Source organism: Azoarcus sp. Soil_N_20 (assembly GCF_057656155.1).
The window spans coordinates 38,498-54,500 of record NZ_JBDGKX010000024.1 but is presented as its reverse complement, the minus strand read 5'-3'; the positions used below and the strand labels follow the sequence as shown (position 1 = coordinate 54,500).

The window sequence follows — 16,003 nt, the reverse complement described above, 5'->3', positions numbered from 1 at the left end:
ATGAACAAGACATCGTCGGTTATCGCCGACAGGAACCGCATGCCCGGAAATCGGGTTTTTCTACACCGTCGTTAGGCGCATCGTCTCCACTTCGTTCTTGGTGGACACATGGACACTTTCATCAAGCCTACCGCGGCGGCATAGTGCAGAGTCAAGGCGCAGATCGCGACTGCGTGGCGTAAGCGTTTGGGCAACCCATCTGTAAGTAGGGCAACTTACTGTCGGATCAGACCGATCATGATCCCTTCGATAGCTATTGATTGGCGGCGAATGTCCACCACGATAGGCTCGAAATCCGGATTTGCCGGGAGCAACTCAACAAAGTTGTCTTTACGCTGCAGGATCTTGACGGTGACTTCATCCTCAATGCGGGCTACCACGATCTGGCCATTTCGGGCATCGTTCGCTCGGTGTACCGCGATCAGGTCACCGTCGAGAATGCCAGCGTCGCGCATGCTCATGCCGTGCACCCGCAGCAGGTAGTCGGCATGAGACGAGAACAGCGACGGATCGAGCTGGAATCGTTTTTCGACATGCTCGGCGGCTAGAATCGGGCTACCGGCAGCGACCCGGCCAATGAGAGGTAGGCCAAGCGGTTCGGCAAGGCGGATGCCACGCGCACGACCTTCCTCAAGCATAATTGCACCCTTGGCCGCGAGTGACCGTAGGTGGGTTTCTGCGGCATTGGGTGAGCGGAAACCGAATGCGGTGCACACCTCTGCACGGGTGGGCGGACGGCCTTCGGTTTCCAGTGTTTGGCGAATGAAGTCGAGAATTTCCTGCTGGCGGGCAGTCAGATGTGCGCTGCGGGTGTTCATGACCCTCTCCTGATTTTGCTGTAATTTTAAACAGTTAATCTGTTGAGGCAAGCTCTATCAGCAAATGGTGAATGATGCGCTGCGTCTTGAGCCCGACGCTTGACTGGGCTATTGATGATAAAGGTGCATGTTCTCTCCACCGTGCCGTGCCGAAAATCATAAAGGAGCGCCCCATGTTCGTTGAGCCCCGACCACAGTCAGGTAGAGTTCGCGCCGCCTCTCCGTTAGAATCCGCCTCACGTCAGCGAGAATCCATGTTGCAGAGCGGAGACATCGCCCCCGCTTTTTCGTTGCCGGACGCGGATATGGAGAACTTCGATCTTCTTTCCACGCGCGGCAGGCAGCATGTAGTTCTCTATTTTTATCCGCGCGACAACACTCCAGGATGTACGCGGCAGGCAGCCGACTTCAGCGATCATGAGGACGAGTTTGCGCGCTGCGACTGCATCATCGTGGGTGTGAGTCCCGATGACTGTCTGACCCATGCCGACTTTCGCGATGAGCATGGCTTGTCTATCCGGCTACTGTCCGATACCGACACAGAGGTTGCCCGCCTCTACGACGTGTGGCTGGAAAGAGAAGTTGACGGGGTAAAAAAGATGGGCGTGGCGCGGACAACCTTCATCATCGACAAGCAGGGTGTCATTCGTCACGTGCTTCGTGATGTTACGCCCCGCGGCCATGCGGCCGCGGTTTTCAAACTGGTCAAGGAACTGGATACATAGCATGCAAACGGAAATTGCGAAGAACAGCGTCGTCACCCTGAAGTACACCGTGACGGACCCCGACGGTGCGGTGATCGACGATGGTCAGCATCCGCTGGTTTATCTTCACGGTGGCTACGATGGCATCTTCCCGATGCTGGAGGAGGCTCTCCATGGGAAGCAGCTTGGTGACACCTTCCAACTCAAGCTGCAGCCTGAAGACGCCTTCGGCGACTACGATGAGGAACTGGTGCTGGTCGAGGATGCAAAGCTGTTCCCGGACAATATCGAGGTCGGGATGTCGTTCGAGCGTGTCAGCGAGGACGGCGAAGAAGAGATCATTTACCGCATCACCGACATCGCCGAAGGCAAGGTGGTGGTCGACGGCAATCACCCGCTGGCCGGCGTAGCGCTCATTTTCGATGTGACAGTGGCAGAAGTGCGCGCTGCGACCACCGAGGAGATCACCCACGGGCACGTCCATGGCGAAGGCGGACATCATCATTGATCGCTGTACGGGCCGCGCAAGCGGCCTTTTTTTAGTCTGTTTCCCGACGGTGAGTGACGCATGGCCGGTTTAACCCGCGTGGAAGGGCTGCCGGACGGCAGTGAGCCGTTGCTTGACGTGAATACACTGAAAGTGGTGATCCGCGGCGCCGGATCAGAAGTGCGCCCGGTGGACGGCGTGAGCTTCTCGATCGCGGCGGGCGAAACCTTCGCGCTGCTGGGCGAGTCCGGTTGCGGGAAGTCGATGACTGCGCTTGCCCTCAACCGCCTTCTGCCTGATACGGCTCGTATCGAGGGGGGTGAGATCCGCTTGGGCGGTGAGGACCTGCTGCGATTACCCGAGTCCCGAATGCGCACAGTGCGTGGCGGGCGCATCGGAATGATCTTCCAGGAGCCTGCTACCAGCCTCAACCCGGTAATGACCGTCGGCGCACAGATTGGCGAAGCCCTGATGCTGCATCGTAACCTGCGTGGTGGAGCGGCACGCGGGGAAGCCCAACGTCTGCTGGAGGCGGTGGGAATTCCGGGCGCGGCACAGCGGCTCGACGATTACCCCTTCCAGTTTTCGGGCGGCATGAAGCAGAGGGTCATGATCGCGATGGCGTTGGCCGGTGGCCCCGAACTGCTGATCGCCGACGAGCCGACCACCGCACTCGATGTCACCATTCAGGCTCAGGTGCTCGATCTGCTGGTCCGCCTGCAGGCTGAGCGCAGCATGGCCATGCTACTGATTACGCACGATCTGGGCGTAGTCGCGCGCATGGCGCACCGGGTGGGGGTGATGTATGCCGGCGAGCTGGTCGAGACCGGGCCGCGACAGGCGTTCTTCCGCGCGCCCTTACACCCCTATGCACGCAAACTGTTTGCCGCACTGCCCGATGGCGCGCGTCGGGGAAGCCGGCTCGATGCCCCTGCCGGCAGCGTTCCCGCGCTGGATCAGACGTTTTCCGGTTGTCGTTTTGCCGACCGTTGTCCGCATGCCTTCGATCGGTGCGATGATGAGGCCCCGGGCTGGCATGGCATTGGCCCCCAGGCGGTGCGCTGCCATCTTTACGAAGGTGTGAGCGTGCCGCGTGCGCTCGAGCGCGCCGAGTTCGGCGAAGCCCCTGCCGATACCCGCCGAGCCGTGGCGTCGCTGCTCGAGGTTCACGATCTGGCGGTGCATTTCCCGGTGCGCAAGGGCTTGTTCCGCCGTGTGGTGGGACAGGTGCGTGCAGTCGATGGCGTGAGTCTGGCGCTGGTTCCCGGGCATACCCTGGCTTTGGTTGGCGAGTCCGGGTGCGGCAAGACCACGGTCGGAAAAGCTATCCTGCAATTGGTCGAGCCGACCGACGGTGTGATCCTGCTCGATGGAGAGGATCAGGCCGGCCTGTCGCACGGAGCCTTGCTCCCGCTGCGGCGAGCGGTGCAGATGGTATTCCAGGATCCATTCGCCTCACTCAATCCGCGGCTTCGGGTCGGCGAGATCATTGAGGAGGGAATGATCAGCCTCGGGCTGGACGGAGATGCAGCATCTCGTCGACGGACCGTGGATGCGCTGCTCGAGCGGATCGGGTTGTCGTCCGCGATGCGCTGGCGATATCCGCACGAATTCTCCGGTGGTCAGCGCCAGCGCATCGCGATCGCGCGTGCGCTCGCGGTGTCGCCGAAAGTGATAGTCTGCGATGAGCCGACCAGTGCGCTCGACGTGTCGGTGCAGGCTCAGTTGCTCAATCTGATGCGCGAGTTGCAGGATGAGCGCGGACTTGCCTACCTCTTCATCACCCACAATCTTGGCGTGGTCGAATATCTCGCCGATGAAGTGGCGGTGATGTATCTGGGGCGTATCGTCGAGCGGGGACCGGCGGAGCGGGTTCTCCGTGCCCCCGCGCATCCTTACACCCGTGCGTTGCTCGCGGCGGTGCCCAAGGTGACGGCGGGTTCGGATGAAGCCTTGCCGTCGATCTCTGCAGCAGTCGATTTGCCGTCGCCGCTCGACCCGCCTGCCGGCTGCCATTTCCATCCGCGTTGTGCTCAGGCGAGCGATATCTGTCGTGCCAGTTATCCGGTGGAACAGAGTATGGGCGGTGGGCAGACGGTGCGCTGCCATTGGGCGGGGGTGTCGGCCGCCGTGGCGGACCGCCGGGTTCGTTGAACGAGGTTTTCGAGCGTGCTCAGCGCTTGGGCTGTTCCGATTTCTTCGGCGGCTTCGCCGAGGGGGCGCTCGGCTTCGCGCTTGCCGCCGTAGTCGATGGGGCCTTCTTTGCTGCTGGCTTGCTCGGTACTTTCGCGGCAGATGCCTTGCTGATGTTTTTCTTCGACGGAGTTCTCTTCGCCGCCAGTTTGGCCGACACTTTTGCTTTTCCCTTCGCCGTCTTTTTTCCCTTCGCCGTCTTGATACCCGCCGTGTTGAGCTTGACCGTCCGACCACCGACGAGGCGATTGCCGCCCGGCAGCAGCTTGCTGACCAGCAGCGCACTGCTGGGGTCGATACCGTCGGGTACCAACAGCGTATAGCCCGGGCTGAGTCTGCTGCCGGCGGCGAGCCCATTGAGTTGCATCAGCTGCGCCAAGGTGAGTCCATGGCGACTGGCGACGGTTTCCAGTTTTTCGCCCGGGTCGAGTTCGTGCGTGCGCCAGCCTTTGCCCGAGAGCTGAAATTCGTTGAGTCGGGTCTCGAATCGCGTTGCGCGGTCGGCCGGCACCACCAGCGTCTGTCCCACGTTGGTGATCGCGGGTCGATTGAAGCCAGGGTTAAGGGCGAGGAACTCCTCGATGGTCATGTCGGCGAATTGTGCGGCCGTGCCCAGATCGATGCCAGTCGGTGCAGCGAGCGTCACGAAGTGCTGTTCGTTGGCGACATGAGGCAGTTCAAAGCGAAACAGTTCGGGTTCGGCGATGATGTTCTTGATCGCCTGCAGCTTGGGCACGTAGTAGCGGGTTTCGGTGGGCATTCTGAGATGGCTGTACTCGGCCGGCAGACCGGCTTCGCGGTTGCGTTGGAGTGCGCGACCGACCGAGCCTTCGCCCCAGTTGTACGAGGCCAGCGCAAGATGCCAGTCGCCGTGCATCTCGTAGATGGTTTGCAGGTAGTCGAGGGCGGCATTGGTGGAGGCGATGACGTCGCGCCGCTCGTCTACCCACGTGTCCTGGGTCAGGTTGTACTGGCGTCCGGTCGACGGGATGAACTGCCATAGCCCGGAGGCATGGGCACGCGAGTAGGCGAGGGGGTTGTAACTGCTTTCCACCATCGGCAGCAGGGCCAGCTCGGTGGGCATGCCGCGCCGCTCGAGTTCGTCGACGATGTAATAGAGGTAACGCCCACCGCGGGAAAAAACCTGCTTCAGGAAACCCGGGCGGTTCAGATAGAAGAGTTGCTGTTCGGCAACCAGCTCGCTGTCGAGGTCGGGCATGCCGTAGCCGCGCCGGATGCGGTCCCAGATGTCGCTGGCGTCGCGGGTCAGGTCCAGTGTCAGCACGCGCGCGGGAGGCGTGTCCGTCACGGCCGGAGCCGAGGTGTACAGTGACGATTCCGTGCCGGTGTCGTCCGCTCCCCATGCGTTCGGGAGGGGTAGGAGCAGGGCGAAGAAGAAAACGAGCGAGCGATGCTTCGCCATCGCGATCCGACCGACGAAAAGCCTAGGAGTCTAGCGACCGGTCACCGGTGCGTCAAATAAGCGTCACCTATGTCGAAAGGAGCAACAGACCGGGTTTCCCTTGGTACGATGGCGCCATTGGGCTCTCCCGCAAGCTTATCCGGGCACTATGAAAGTACTGGTCATCGAGGATACCGTCACCAGCGCCACGCTGGTGTGCCATCAGCTTACCAAGATGGGGCTCGCTGCAATGCATGCCCGTGACGGTGAGTGCGGGATCGACATGTTCAAGCGTGAACGTCCCGATCTCGTGCTGCTGGACATCATCATGCCGGGCATGGACGGCTTCGAGGTTGCACACCGGATTCGCCAGCTGGAGCAGGATGGTGACTGGACGCCGATCATCTTCCTGACTGCGCGTGCGAGTGAGAACGATCTGCAGCGCGCGATCGAAGTTGGGGGGGACGACTATCTGATCAAGCCCGCGTCGGAGGTGGTGCTGAAGGCCAAGGTGAGCGCAATGCAGCGCATTGCACAGATGCGGTCCGCACTGCTGGTGCTGACGCGCAAGCTCGATGACGCCAATCGCGAACTTACGCGGCTGTCTTCGGTTGACGGACTGACCGGTATCGCCAACCGTCGCCGCTTTGATGAAAGCCTGTTGCGTGAGTGGCGGCGGGCGTCGCGAACCGGTTCGCCGGTGTCTCTGCTGGTAGCTGACGTCGATTCATTCAAGCCGTTCAACGACAATTATGGACATCAGGTAGGTGACGAATGCCTGAAGGCGGTGGCGCGTACGCTGGAGCTGAAGCTGCGACGACCCACCGATCTGGTGGCGCGCTATGGGGGTGAGGAATTTGCCGCGGTGCTGCCGGAAACGGACCTCGACGGCGCGCTTGCGGTGGCCGGGGCGATGCGTGACGGAATCGAGTCGCTTGCGATCACGCACCGGTTTTCGGCGGCCGCCCCGGTGGTGACGATCAGTGTCGGCGTTGCGAGCGTGAGGCCTGAGCGCGGAGACGAAACCGGTTTTGTCGGCCTGATCAAGGCGGCGGACGATGCGCTTTTTCGTGCCAAGAGGCTCGGACGCAACCGGGTTGCCGCAGGGCTGACGAGCATCGAAGCCGAAGTCGGATAGTCGAAATGGCATCACACAAGAAGGTTCTCATCGTCGATGACAATGAGGCGATCCGGATTGCGCTGCGGGCAATACTTCGTCAGGCCGGCTTCAATGTCGTGGGCGAGGCCAGGGATGGCTTGAATGCGCTGGAGATGGTCGAGAGGCTGAGACCGGATCTGGTCTGCCTCGACGTGATGATGCCCGGGCGCAGCGGACTCGAGGTGCTCGTTGATCTGCGCGCACGATTCCCACGCGTGAAGGTATTGATGATCACGGGAAGGAACGACCGTGAGACCGTCAGTGAAATCGTGGACCACGGGGCGGCTGGCATGGTGCTGAAACCATTCAACGCAGCCAAGGTGATCGAGACCGTTTCACGGGCGTTGGGTCTGGGTTCCGCGGCCTGAGCACCGCTCCGGTTGGCGCGGTATCAGAAGGCGTCTTTCCAGGACCGCAGGGCGGTCAGGCAGTCCAGTGCTGTTGCCGGGCGCGCGCCGGTTCGGGTGGTGACACCGGCAATCACCCCCGGAGCCTCGGTGCGAAGGAAGGGGTTGATCCGTTTTTCCTGCGCGATCGTGGTCGGCAAGGTCGGCTTGCCTGCTGCGCGCAGTGCCTCACAGTGGGCGAGATAGCGATCGCGCTCGGGATTGTCCGGCTCGGCCACACGGGCAAAAGCAAGGTTCGAGAGCGTGTATTCGTGGGTGCAATAGACGCGGGTATCGCCACCGAGTGCCGCAAGACGCGTCAGCGCTACCTGAAGTTGCGCTGCCGTGCCTTCGAACAGCCGTCCACAGCCAGCGGAAAACAGCGTATCGCCGCAAAACAGCACGCCTGGCGCGAAATAGGCGATATGTCCTGCCGTGTGTGCCGGTACTTCGAGAACCTGAAAACTGAGCTCGAGTCCGGGGAGCGTGATCGTGTCGCCCTCGCCAACCGGATGACTGACGCCCACGATGGTTTCATGGATCGGCCCGAAAACAGGAACCTGACGGCGTTCGAGCAAGGATTGCAGGCCGCCCACGTGGTCGGGGTGGTGGTGAGTGACGAGTATGGCGCAGAGATCGAGCCCATGCCGTGCAAGGTGATCAAGCACCGGTCCGGCGTCGCCGGGATCGACGACAACCGCTTGCTGGCCGTCATGCACGAGCCAGATGTAGTTATCGCGAAAGGCTGGAAGAGGGATAATGTTCATCTTGCCAATTTTGAAGCGCTGACGGCCCGTGTCAATCCTCAGTTTGTCTGACTGGCTCGAAACTCCTCAGGGGCGCTATCTGCTCCAATGGGAGCAGGCCCGGATGGATGCGGTGGTCGCTGATATTTTCGGCTACAACGCACTTCAACTCGGCGTGCCCGAGGTGGCCTTGCTGCGCGCCAACCGCATGCCGTTCCGCTTTCATTGCAGCCGGCTTGGCGACGCCGCAGTGCTTGCGTGTGACGATGCATTGCCTTTTGCGACCGCGAGTCTGGACCTGGTGGTGCTGCCCCATGTGCTCGAGTTTGCCCGCCGCCCGCATCACGTGTTGCGTGAAGTGGAGCGGGTTCTGGTCCCGGAAGGAAGCGTGGTCATCAGCGGTTTCAATCCGTACAGCCTCTGGGGCATTCGTCGACTCATGGCGCGCAAGGCCGGTGCATTCCCATGGCGTGGGCAGTACCTCTCGGCGCCGCGGGTCCGGGATTGGCTGACGCTGCTCGGATTCGAGACTCAGGCCGGCGGTTTTGGCTGCTACGTGCCCGCAGTGAACACGCCCGGCTGGCTCGATCGTTGGCGCTTCATGGACAAGGCGGGCGCACGCTGGTGGCCGGTGTGCGGCGCGGCGTATGTGGTGCAGGGCATCAAGCGGGTACAGGGAACGCGCCTGATCATGCCCAACTGGCGTGAACAGCGCGCCAGTGCGAAGCGTCTGTCGGCAGTTGCCCAGCGCGATATTCATCCCGGAAACGCAAGGAAGACTTGAAAGACATGGAAGAAGTCGATATTTACACCGATGGTGCATGTAGCGGTAACCCCGGACCAGGCGGTTGGGGGGCGATCCTGCGCAGCGGCGGGCACGAGAAGGAAATCTGGGGCGGCGAGCCGCAGACTACCAACAACCGGATGGAGATGATGGCCGTGATCCGTGCGTTCGGCCTGCTCAAACGGCCGGTAACGGTGCGGGTTCATACCGACAGTCAGTACGTGCAGAAGGGAATCTCGGAGTGGATTCACGGCTGGAAGGCGCGTGGCTGGAAAACCGCGTCGAAGGAACCGGTCAAGAATGCCGACTTGTGGCGCGAACTGGACGAGGCCACCTCACGTCACCAAGTGAAATGGTTGTGGGTGAAGGGTCATGCCGGTCATCCGGAGAACGAGCGTGCCGACGAGCTGGCACGACGCGGGGTGGAACAGTGCCGCAAGGCGGGAACCGTGGTGCAGGGGTGAACAGGGGGAATTGCAGCGAATGAGACAAATTGTTCTGGATACCGAAACCACGGGCCTCGACTGGCGCAACGGCGATCGCGTGATCGAGATCGGCTGTGTCGAACTGGTCAATCGCAGTCTGACCGGGCGTCATTTCCACGTTTTCATCAACCCCGGGCGCGGCATCGATGCCGAAGCGGAAGCGGTGCATGGAATCTCCGTGGAGTTCCTCGCGGACAAGCCGAAGTTCGCTGCAATCGTCGAAGATTTCGAAGATTTCGTTCGCGATGCCGAACTGGTGATACACAACGCCAGTTTCGACGTCGGCTTTCTCAACTGCGAACTTGCACTGCTCGGCCGGACGTCGCTCGATGCGCTGTGTTGCGGCGTCGTCGATACCCTGAAGATGGCGAAGGAGCAGAACCCGGGCAAGAAGGCGTCGCTCGACGCGCTGTGTGACCGGTACGAGATCGATAACGGTCATCGTGCCCTGCATGGCGCACTGCTGGATGCCGAACTGCTCGCCGAAGTCTATCTGGCAATGACGCGCGGGCAGGAGAGCCTGATCATGACGCTCGAGGAGGCGCCGGCGTCGGCTCAGTACGATAGTGCGGGGGGCGTTTTCGAGCGTCCTCCGTTGTGCGTGCAGCACGCGTCGGTGAGCGAAGTCGAGGCCCACGACCGCGTGCTCGCCGAGATCGCCAAAGCGAACAAGGGTGCGTGCCTCTGGTTGCCGCCGGAGCCGGCCCCGGCCTGAACCTCGTGCCGGTCACCCTCGGGCGGGTTGCCGGCATGGAGGACTCATCCCCGGATGCGCGTTGTCTTGTGGCTTGTCCTCAATTTCTCGAGACCCATCAGGATCTCGCGGCGCGAAATCTGCCCGATCAGACGGTCGCCCTCAACCACAGGAAGGCACCGGTAAGTTCGGGTCAGAAACAGCTCGATCACGTCGATCAGGTTGCTGTCCGTGGTTACGGACGTCACATCCTTGATCATGTACTCGCGTACCAGTCCTGCCTGCTGCTCGAAGTAGGAGGCGTTGAGCGCCACCTTCAGGCAGTCCTTTTCCGACAGGAAGCCGATCAGGCGACCCGTATCGTCGGCTACCGGTGCCCCACTCAATCCGTGTTTGATAAGTGTATGAATGGCGTGGAGCACCTCGTCGTCGGGGTGAAAGGCAAGGTGGTCACCAATCATGTAGTCCTTCACGAACAGGGATTTCAGCATGGCTTCTCCGGGCGAGTGATCAGGATTGTTGTTCGGCTTGTGCCTTCATTTTTGCAAGCCGCTTGGGGCAGGGTTTTTCGCAGCCACCTTCGCACTCCAGACCGACCGCACCCAAGCCGCCGCAGCTTCCGGCGATCGGCTTGCGGCCGAAGATGACGCCAACGGCCATGGCCGCGATCACCACGGCGAATACGATCAAGGCTAGTAGAAAGGTACTCATGTCGGATCCTGTTTCAGTTATATCCAAGATGTCAGGTAGACAATACCGTGACCGGCTTGGTTGTTAAAGAATCAACGTCCCGCCGGGCAGATTTCCGGCCTGTTCCACGCGGGTGATGGTCGGTAGCAGATCGAGCCCGGTTTCGGTTTTCAGCGTCAGTGCGCGTGCGCGCAACTCGGACGCAGGTCGGGTCACGGTGTCGCCGGCCGCACCGAAAGCCACCACGTTGCCACTGTCGCAGGACGGGAACGCGATCGCGCGATCGTCGAAAGCGGTGAAGATGCGTTCGACGCTGGCCCGGTAGCCCTTCGACCGACCGAAGAGGTTGACGGCCATCAGCCCCTGGTCGGAGAGGCGCGAGCGCACTGTCTGATAAAAGGGGAGGGTGTCGAGTACCCCGGCGCGGGCGTTGCGATCATAGCCGTCGACCAGGATGTAGTCGAAGCGGGCATCCTTTTCCATCACGAAACTGGCGCCGCAGCCGAGCTGGATCGAGAACCGGGTGCCTTCGTCCGGAAGGCGGAAGAACTGACGTGCGGCGGCAACCACCGAGGGGGAGATTTCTACCACCTGGATCCGGCTCTGGGGGCAGTGGTGGTAGATGAACTTGGCCAGTGAGGCGGCACCGAGACCGATCAGCAGCACCTTGCGTGGCCAGTTGCCGGTATCGTCGGCCAATCCGTCGCGCAACAGCAGACCTGCCATCATCTCGCGGGTGTAGGCCAGCTCGAGGGCATTGGGCTTGCGGATGCGCATCGCGCCCTGCACCCATTCGGAACCGAAGTGCAGGTAGCGGACGCCCGCCTCTTCCGAAATATCGATCGGTGTGCTCATGTGCTCATCCGTTTCAGGGCATACAGCTGTTCGAGTGCTTCGCGCGGGCTGAGGTTGTCGGGTTCGATGTCCGCCAGCGCGGTGAGGACCGGATGCGACAGCGGTGCCGACGCCGGCTCGGGCAGGTCGGCGAACAGGTCCGCCTGCGGGCCGTTGCCGATCTCGCGATTCTCCAGTGTGCGCAAACGGCGCTTGGCCTCGCGAATCACGGTGCCGGGAATGCCGGCGAGTGCGGCCACCTCGATTCCGTAACTCTGACTCGCCGGGCCTTCTTCCAGTGCATGGAGGAAGACGATGCGATGGCCGTGCTCGACCGCATCGAGGTGCACGTTGGCGCACTCCGGATACTCGGTGTTGAGGCGGGTGAGCTCGAAGTAGTGAGTGGCGAACAGGGTCAGGCTGCGGTTCTTTTCCAGCAGGTGGCGGGCGATCGCAAAGGCCAGCGCGAGCCCGTCGAAGGTCGAGGTGCCACGTCCGATCTCGTCCATCAGCACCAGGCTGTGTTCTGTTGCGCCGTGCAGGATGGCCGAGGCCTCGGTCATCTCCACCATGAAGGTGGAGCGGCCTGACGCCAGGTCGTCAGAGGCGCCGATGCGGGTGAAGATTGCGTCCAGCGGACCCAGGGTGGCGGCCTGCGCGGGGACGAAACTGCCGACGTGCGCGAGCAGGCAGATCAGTGCGACCTGGCGCATGAAGGTCGATTTGCCGCCCATGTTGGGACCGGTGATCATCAGCATGCGTCGGGTCGGGGCGAGGCGGGCGTCGTTCTGGATGAAGTCCTCGACCTGACGTTCGACCACCGGATGACGGCCGCCGCCGATGGCGATGCCGGGCTGCTCGTTGAACACCGGGGCGACGTAGCCATGGCGCGCGGCGGCCTCGGCGAAGGCGGCGAGCCCGTCCAGCGTGGCGAGCGCGCGGGCGATGGTCTGCAGCGCGGGAATGTTGGGCGCGAGCGCGTCGAGGATTTCCTCGTACAGCAGCTTCTCGCGCGCCAGGGCACGCTCCTGCGCCGACAGGGCCTTGTCCTCGAAGGCCTTGAGCTCCGGGGTGATGTAGCGCTCGGCATTCTTCAGCGTCTGCCGGCGGCGATAGTCGTCGGGCACTTTCTCCGCATTGGCGCGGCTGACTTCGATGTAGAACCCGTGCACCTTGTTGAACTCGACCTTCAGGCCGGCGATGCCGCTGCGCTCGCGCTCGCGAGCTTCGAGCGCCATCAGGAACTCGCCGCAGTTGGTCTGGATATTACGCAACTCGTCCAGTTCGGCGTCGAAGCCGGGCGCGATCACGCCGCCGTCGCGCACCATGGCTGCGGGTTCACTCGCAATCGCGCAGTTCAGCAGTTCGAGCGCAGCGGGGGAGATGGCCAGCCCGGTGGCGATACCGGACAGCAAGTCGCTGCTGGCCGGCGCAAGCGCACTCGCCAGCGCGGGCAGGCGCGCCAGACTTTCGCGCAGCGCGGACAGGTCGCGTGGACGGGCACTGCGCAAGGCGATCCGGGCAGTGATCCGGTCAACGTCGGCGACGCCGCGCAGGGCCTCGCGCACCGTGCCGGATATCCGGCCGTCGCCTTCGCCGAGCAACTCGGCGACCGCCTGGTGACGGGCTGCAGGAATGGTGCGATCGCGCAAGGGATGGTGCAGCGCATGACGCAGCCAGCGCGAGCCCATGCTGGTGACGCAGGTGTCGAGCAGCGACAGCAGCGTGGGAGACGACTCACCGCGCAGGGTTTCGGTGAGCTCCAGGTTGCGCCGGGTGGCGGCGTCGAGGCGCAGGTACTCGGACTCGCGTTCGACGGTGAGGCCGGTGATATGGCTCAGGGTCTGGCGCTGAGTGGATTTTGCATAGTCGTATAGCGCCGCTGCCGCACCGAGCGCGACCGCCTGCTCTTCGACCCCGAAACCGGACAGGTCACGGGTGCCGAAATGGCCGGTGAGCAGGCGCACGCCGGTCTCGGTGTCGAACTGCCAGTCGGCCAGTCGGCGCAGCGTCGGCGCGAGGTTCTCGATCAGCGGCAGGGCGAGTCCGTCGGGAATCAGGACCTCGGCCGGGCGCAGACGCTCGAACTGAGCCTGCAGCGACTCGGCCGGACTCTGCATCAGGCGCAGGTCGCCGTTGGCGAGGTTGAGCCAGGCCAGGCCAAGCACTCCGCGATGCAGATTGGCCGCCAGCAGCAGCGCGTCGCGGCGGTCGTCGAGCAGCGCGGCGTCGGTCAGGGTGCCGGGGGTGACGATACGGCTCACCGCACGTTCCATTGGCCCCTTGGTCGCGCCGGGTTCGCCGACCTGCTCGGCGATCACCACCGATTCACCGAGCTTGACCAGCCGGGTGAGGTATTGCTCCACCGCATGGAAGGGGACGCCAGCCATCCTGATCGGCTGTCCGGCAGACTGTCCGCGGGTGGTCAGGGTGATGTCGAGCAGACGCGCGGCTTTCTCGGCATCCTCGAAAAACAGCTCGTAGAAATCTCCCATGCGATAGAACAGCAGCGTGTCGGGATGCTGCGCCTTGATCCGCAGGTACTGCTGCATCATCGGCGTGTGACCGGGAAAGTCGGCCGGTGGGGGTGGGATGTCTTGCCGGGTTTTCAAGTTGGAGTTCTTCCGCTAACGGGCCGGCCAGGACCGGAGGGTGACAGGCGCGGCATTTTACCGTATCGGTGACGGCAAGCCGGGTTGTGAACTCGGTGTCGATCCCGAAGTGCATTGCCCCGATACCTCGCGGCCGCTCGGCGTATAATGCCAAAGGCATTATTTGCGGTCCGGCCATGGAACTCGAGCCCTTGTTTCTCCCACTCGACGCGACGCAGCCCTGCGGTGTCGACATGTCGTTCTCGCCCGAATTCGACCGCATCCAGGAGGCCCGGCGCGCTGACGATCCGTTACTGAGCCAGGGCGAATGGGTCACCGAATTGAAGGAGGCGGATTGGCCCGCGGTGGTGTCCGGCTGTTCGATACTGCTTGCGACGCGTACCAAGGATTTGCGGGTGGCGGTGTGGCTGGCCGAAGGGCTGGCCAAAACCCGCGGTCTTGCCGGTCTTGCCGACGGCTATATCCTGATTGCCCGGCTGTGCGAGCAGTACTGGGAACATATCCATCCGCTGCCCGACGATGGCGATCTGTCGTTGCGGGCCGGCTGCCTCGGTTGGCTGCTTGCGCAGTCGCCACGAATCATTCGTGAATTGCCCCTGACCGATTCGGCGGAAGGCGTGCACTCGAGCATCGACCTCGATGCCGCGCGGGCACAGGCGCAGGCCGTCGACCGCAACCCCACCGAGACCGATGCCTTGTCGCGCGCTGGACGGGTGAGTCTGGGACGGTTCGACACCGCCCGGGCACAGACGCCGGACGCCTTCTATCACGACAGCCTGCAAGCGGCGAACGCCGTATTCGAGGCGTTGAATGTGCTCGAGCCGGTGGTCGACTCGCGCCTCGGCGATGAAGGGCCGAGGTTTGGTCCCGCCCGTACGGCGCTTGCAGCGATGATCGACCATCTGCGCCGACTTGCCGGCGCGGCAGCGGGGGACATTCCGCCTGTTTACCATGCTCAACCGAATCCGGTGACGGTGTCGTCCGCACCCGCCGCCACGATGGGCCAGTGCCATGCGCGGACCCTCCACAGTCGCCAGCAGGCGCTGGATCAATTGCGGCAGGTTGCCGAATTCTTCAGGCACACGGAGCCACACAGTCCGGTGGCCTATCTCGCCGACAAAGCGGCACATTGGGGCGAAATGCCACTACACGAGTGGTTGCGTGCCGTGGTCAGCGACGATGCAACGCTGTCCCGCGTCGAAGAACTGCTCGGCGTTGATCTCAACCGCTGATCCTGAATTCGATCCGGCGGTTTCTCGCTCGACCCTCCGCCGAGTCGTTCTCAGCGACCGGTCGATCGGGCCCGGCGCCGAGGGCGGTCATGCGTTGTGCGGGGATCCCCCGGGTCTGCAGATGGTCACGTACCGCGTTGGCCCGTTCAAGACTCAGGCCGATGTTGGCCAGTCGACTGCCGTGGCTGTCGGTATGGCCCACGATCTGGATCCGGCGGATGTCCAGACTGCCAATGCTTGCGGCCATCTCATCGAGAATGCGCACGCCATCGGCGGTCAGGGTGGCGGAGCCGCTCTCGAACTCTACGACGCGGTCGGCAAGGGTCTGGTCGAGCACGGCCTGGGCATCGTTGCTCACGGTCAGTGCATTGGTCACGATGTAGGCTGGGGTCAGTGCGTTCGCCGCAGTGCTCGCGATCTGCTGGCGCTGGGCCTCGTTGGCGACCTTGCCGTGGTAGCTGACCCGGGTTCCGGTAATCTGAAGCTGTCCTCGATGGATCTGCCGAATGCCGGGCTCGAGCAGGCGGGTGACAAGGGCCGTCCAGTTTGGCGGCGGAACCACGCCGCCGACCTCGAGGGCGTCGACAACCGGGGTGTCGCCATACACGGATTTCAGCTTGCCGAGGATGGCGGCGCGGGAGGCTTCGTCGGGCACGGTGCCGCTGATCACCACGGCCGCGCCGGTGTCCGAAGGTGGCGGGCTGGACCGGGCCGGTACCGGCAGGATGAAACCCCCAAGCGCCAGGGCAAGGACGGTGGTCAGTCGCGCGCGCATCT

General features: G+C 63.0%; 17 protein-coding genes. 9 read left to right on the top strand and 8 right to left on the bottom strand.

The features are described from left to right. Positions 1–215 precede the first annotated feature (215 nt). A complete protein-coding gene (gene lexA / locus AC3A35_RS26350) occupies positions 216–818 on the bottom strand; it encodes a transcriptional repressor LexA (protein ID WP_487439517.1) in 603 nt (200 codons plus the stop codon). Positions 819–1,072: 254 nt separating this feature from the next. Here lexA and AC3A35_RS26345 point away from each other — a divergent pair, with 254 nt between their 5' ends. Genes AC3A35_RS26345 through AC3A35_RS26335 form a run of 3 tightly spaced genes read left to right on the top strand, consistent with a single transcriptional unit; the run spans position 1,073 to position 4,163 of the window. After that, positions 1,073–1,543: a peroxiredoxin gene (locus tag AC3A35_RS26345; protein WP_487439516.1), complete on the top strand. Its 471-nt coding sequence runs from the start codon at positions 1,073–1,075 to the stop codon at positions 1,541–1,543. Between the two features lies 1 nt (position 1,544). Next, the gene (locus AC3A35_RS26340; RefSeq protein ID WP_487439515.1) at positions 1,545–2,030 is read left to right on the top strand and encodes an FKBP-type peptidyl-prolyl cis-trans isomerase; all 486 of its coding nucleotides are present in this window, start codon (positions 1,545–1,547) and stop codon (positions 2,028–2,030) included. 60 nt (positions 2,031–2,090) lie between these two features. Next, the gene (locus tag AC3A35_RS26335; RefSeq protein WP_487439514.1) at positions 2,091–4,163 is read left to right on the top strand and encodes an ABC transporter ATP-binding protein; all 2,073 of its coding nucleotides are present in this window, start codon (positions 2,091–2,093) and stop codon (positions 4,161–4,163) included. A gap of 19 nt (positions 4,164–4,182) precedes the next feature. On the opposite strand, the gene AC3A35_RS26330 is transcribed toward AC3A35_RS26335, so the two are convergent. Continuing rightward, a complete protein-coding gene (locus tag AC3A35_RS26330; RefSeq protein ID WP_487439513.1) occupies positions 4,183–5,625 on the bottom strand; it encodes a transglycosylase SLT domain-containing protein in 1,443 nt (480 codons plus the stop codon). A 148-nt stretch (positions 5,626–5,773) separates the two neighbouring features. Between AC3A35_RS26330 and AC3A35_RS26325 the strand changes: the two genes are divergently transcribed. Both AC3A35_RS26325 and AC3A35_RS26320 read left to right on the top strand, forming a co-directional pair. Then, positions 5,774–6,742, top strand: a complete 969-nt coding sequence (locus AC3A35_RS26325) for a diguanylate cyclase (protein ID WP_487439512.1) — start codon at positions 5,774–5,776, stop codon at positions 6,740–6,742. A gap of 5 nt (positions 6,743–6,747) precedes the next feature. Further along, the gene (locus tag AC3A35_RS26320) at positions 6,748–7,131 is read left to right on the top strand and encodes a response regulator transcription factor (protein WP_487439511.1); all 384 of its coding nucleotides are present in this window, start codon (positions 6,748–6,750) and stop codon (positions 7,129–7,131) included. Between the two features lie 23 nt (positions 7,132–7,154). Here the strand turns inward: AC3A35_RS26320 and gloB are convergent, their stop codons facing one another. Next, the gene (gloB, locus tag AC3A35_RS26315) at positions 7,155–7,916 is read right to left on the bottom strand and encodes a hydroxyacylglutathione hydrolase (protein ID WP_487439510.1); all 762 of its coding nucleotides are present in this window, start codon (positions 7,914–7,916) and stop codon (positions 7,155–7,157) included. A gap of 28 nt (positions 7,917–7,944) precedes the next feature. On the opposite strand from gloB, the gene AC3A35_RS26310 reads away from it, so the two are divergent. Genes AC3A35_RS26310 through dnaQ form a run of 3 tightly spaced genes read left to right on the top strand, consistent with a single transcriptional unit; the run spans position 7,945 to position 9,879 of the window. Then, positions 7,945–8,679 carry a class I SAM-dependent methyltransferase gene (locus AC3A35_RS26310; RefSeq protein WP_487439509.1) on the top strand — a complete coding sequence of 245 codons (735 nt, stop codon included), beginning with the start codon at positions 7,945–7,947 and terminating at the stop codon, positions 8,677–8,679. Positions 8,680–8,684: 5 nt separating this feature from the next. Beyond that, the gene (gene rnhA, locus AC3A35_RS26305) at positions 8,685–9,143 is read left to right on the top strand and encodes a ribonuclease HI (RefSeq protein WP_487439508.1); all 459 of its coding nucleotides are present in this window, start codon (positions 8,685–8,687) and stop codon (positions 9,141–9,143) included. Between the two features lie 19 nt (positions 9,144–9,162). After that, positions 9,163–9,879 (top strand): DNA polymerase III subunit epsilon, encoded by a 717-nt coding sequence (gene dnaQ, locus AC3A35_RS26300; protein WP_487439507.1) that lies wholly within the window; start codon positions 9,163–9,165, stop codon positions 9,877–9,879. A 44-nt stretch (positions 9,880–9,923) separates the two neighbouring features. Here the strand turns inward: dnaQ and AC3A35_RS26295 are convergent, their stop codons facing one another. From AC3A35_RS26295 to mutS, 4 genes are all read right to left on the bottom strand, one after another. After that, complete coding sequence (locus AC3A35_RS26295) at positions 9,924–10,349, bottom strand: CBS domain-containing protein (RefSeq protein ID WP_487439506.1); 426 nt, start codon at positions 10,347–10,349, stop codon at positions 9,924–9,926. A 19-nt stretch (positions 10,350–10,368) separates the two neighbouring features. Continuing rightward, the gene (gene nqrM / locus AC3A35_RS26290; RefSeq protein ID WP_487439505.1) at positions 10,369–10,569 is read right to left on the bottom strand and encodes a (Na+)-NQR maturation NqrM; all 201 of its coding nucleotides are present in this window, start codon (positions 10,567–10,569) and stop codon (positions 10,369–10,371) included. 63 nt (positions 10,570–10,632) lie between these two features. Continuing rightward, on the bottom strand, positions 10,633–11,403 hold the full coding sequence (locus AC3A35_RS26285; RefSeq protein ID WP_487439504.1) for a spermine/spermidine synthase domain-containing protein: 771 nt from the start codon (positions 11,401–11,403) through the stop codon (positions 10,633–10,635). Then, positions 11,400–13,934 (bottom strand): DNA mismatch repair protein MutS, encoded by a 2,535-nt coding sequence (mutS, locus tag AC3A35_RS26280; protein ID WP_487439518.1) that lies wholly within the window; start codon positions 13,932–13,934, stop codon positions 11,400–11,402. Before mutS ends, AC3A35_RS26285 begins: the two co-directional genes overlap by 4 nt. A 128-nt stretch (positions 13,935–14,062) precedes the next feature. Here mutS and tssA point away from each other — a divergent pair, with 128 nt between their 5' ends. Next, positions 14,063–15,226 carry a type VI secretion system protein TssA gene (tssA, locus tag AC3A35_RS26275; protein WP_487439503.1) on the top strand — a complete coding sequence of 388 codons (1,164 nt, stop codon included), beginning with the start codon at positions 14,063–14,065 and terminating at the stop codon, positions 15,224–15,226. Here the strand turns inward: tssA and AC3A35_RS26270 are convergent. Continuing rightward, entirely contained in the window at positions 15,216–16,001 is a 786-nt protein-coding gene (locus tag AC3A35_RS26270; RefSeq protein ID WP_487439502.1) for an OmpA family protein, read from the bottom strand. The two genes, tssA and AC3A35_RS26270, sit on opposite strands and share 11 nt — an antisense overlap. Between the last annotated feature and the right edge of the window lie 2 nt (positions 16,002–16,003).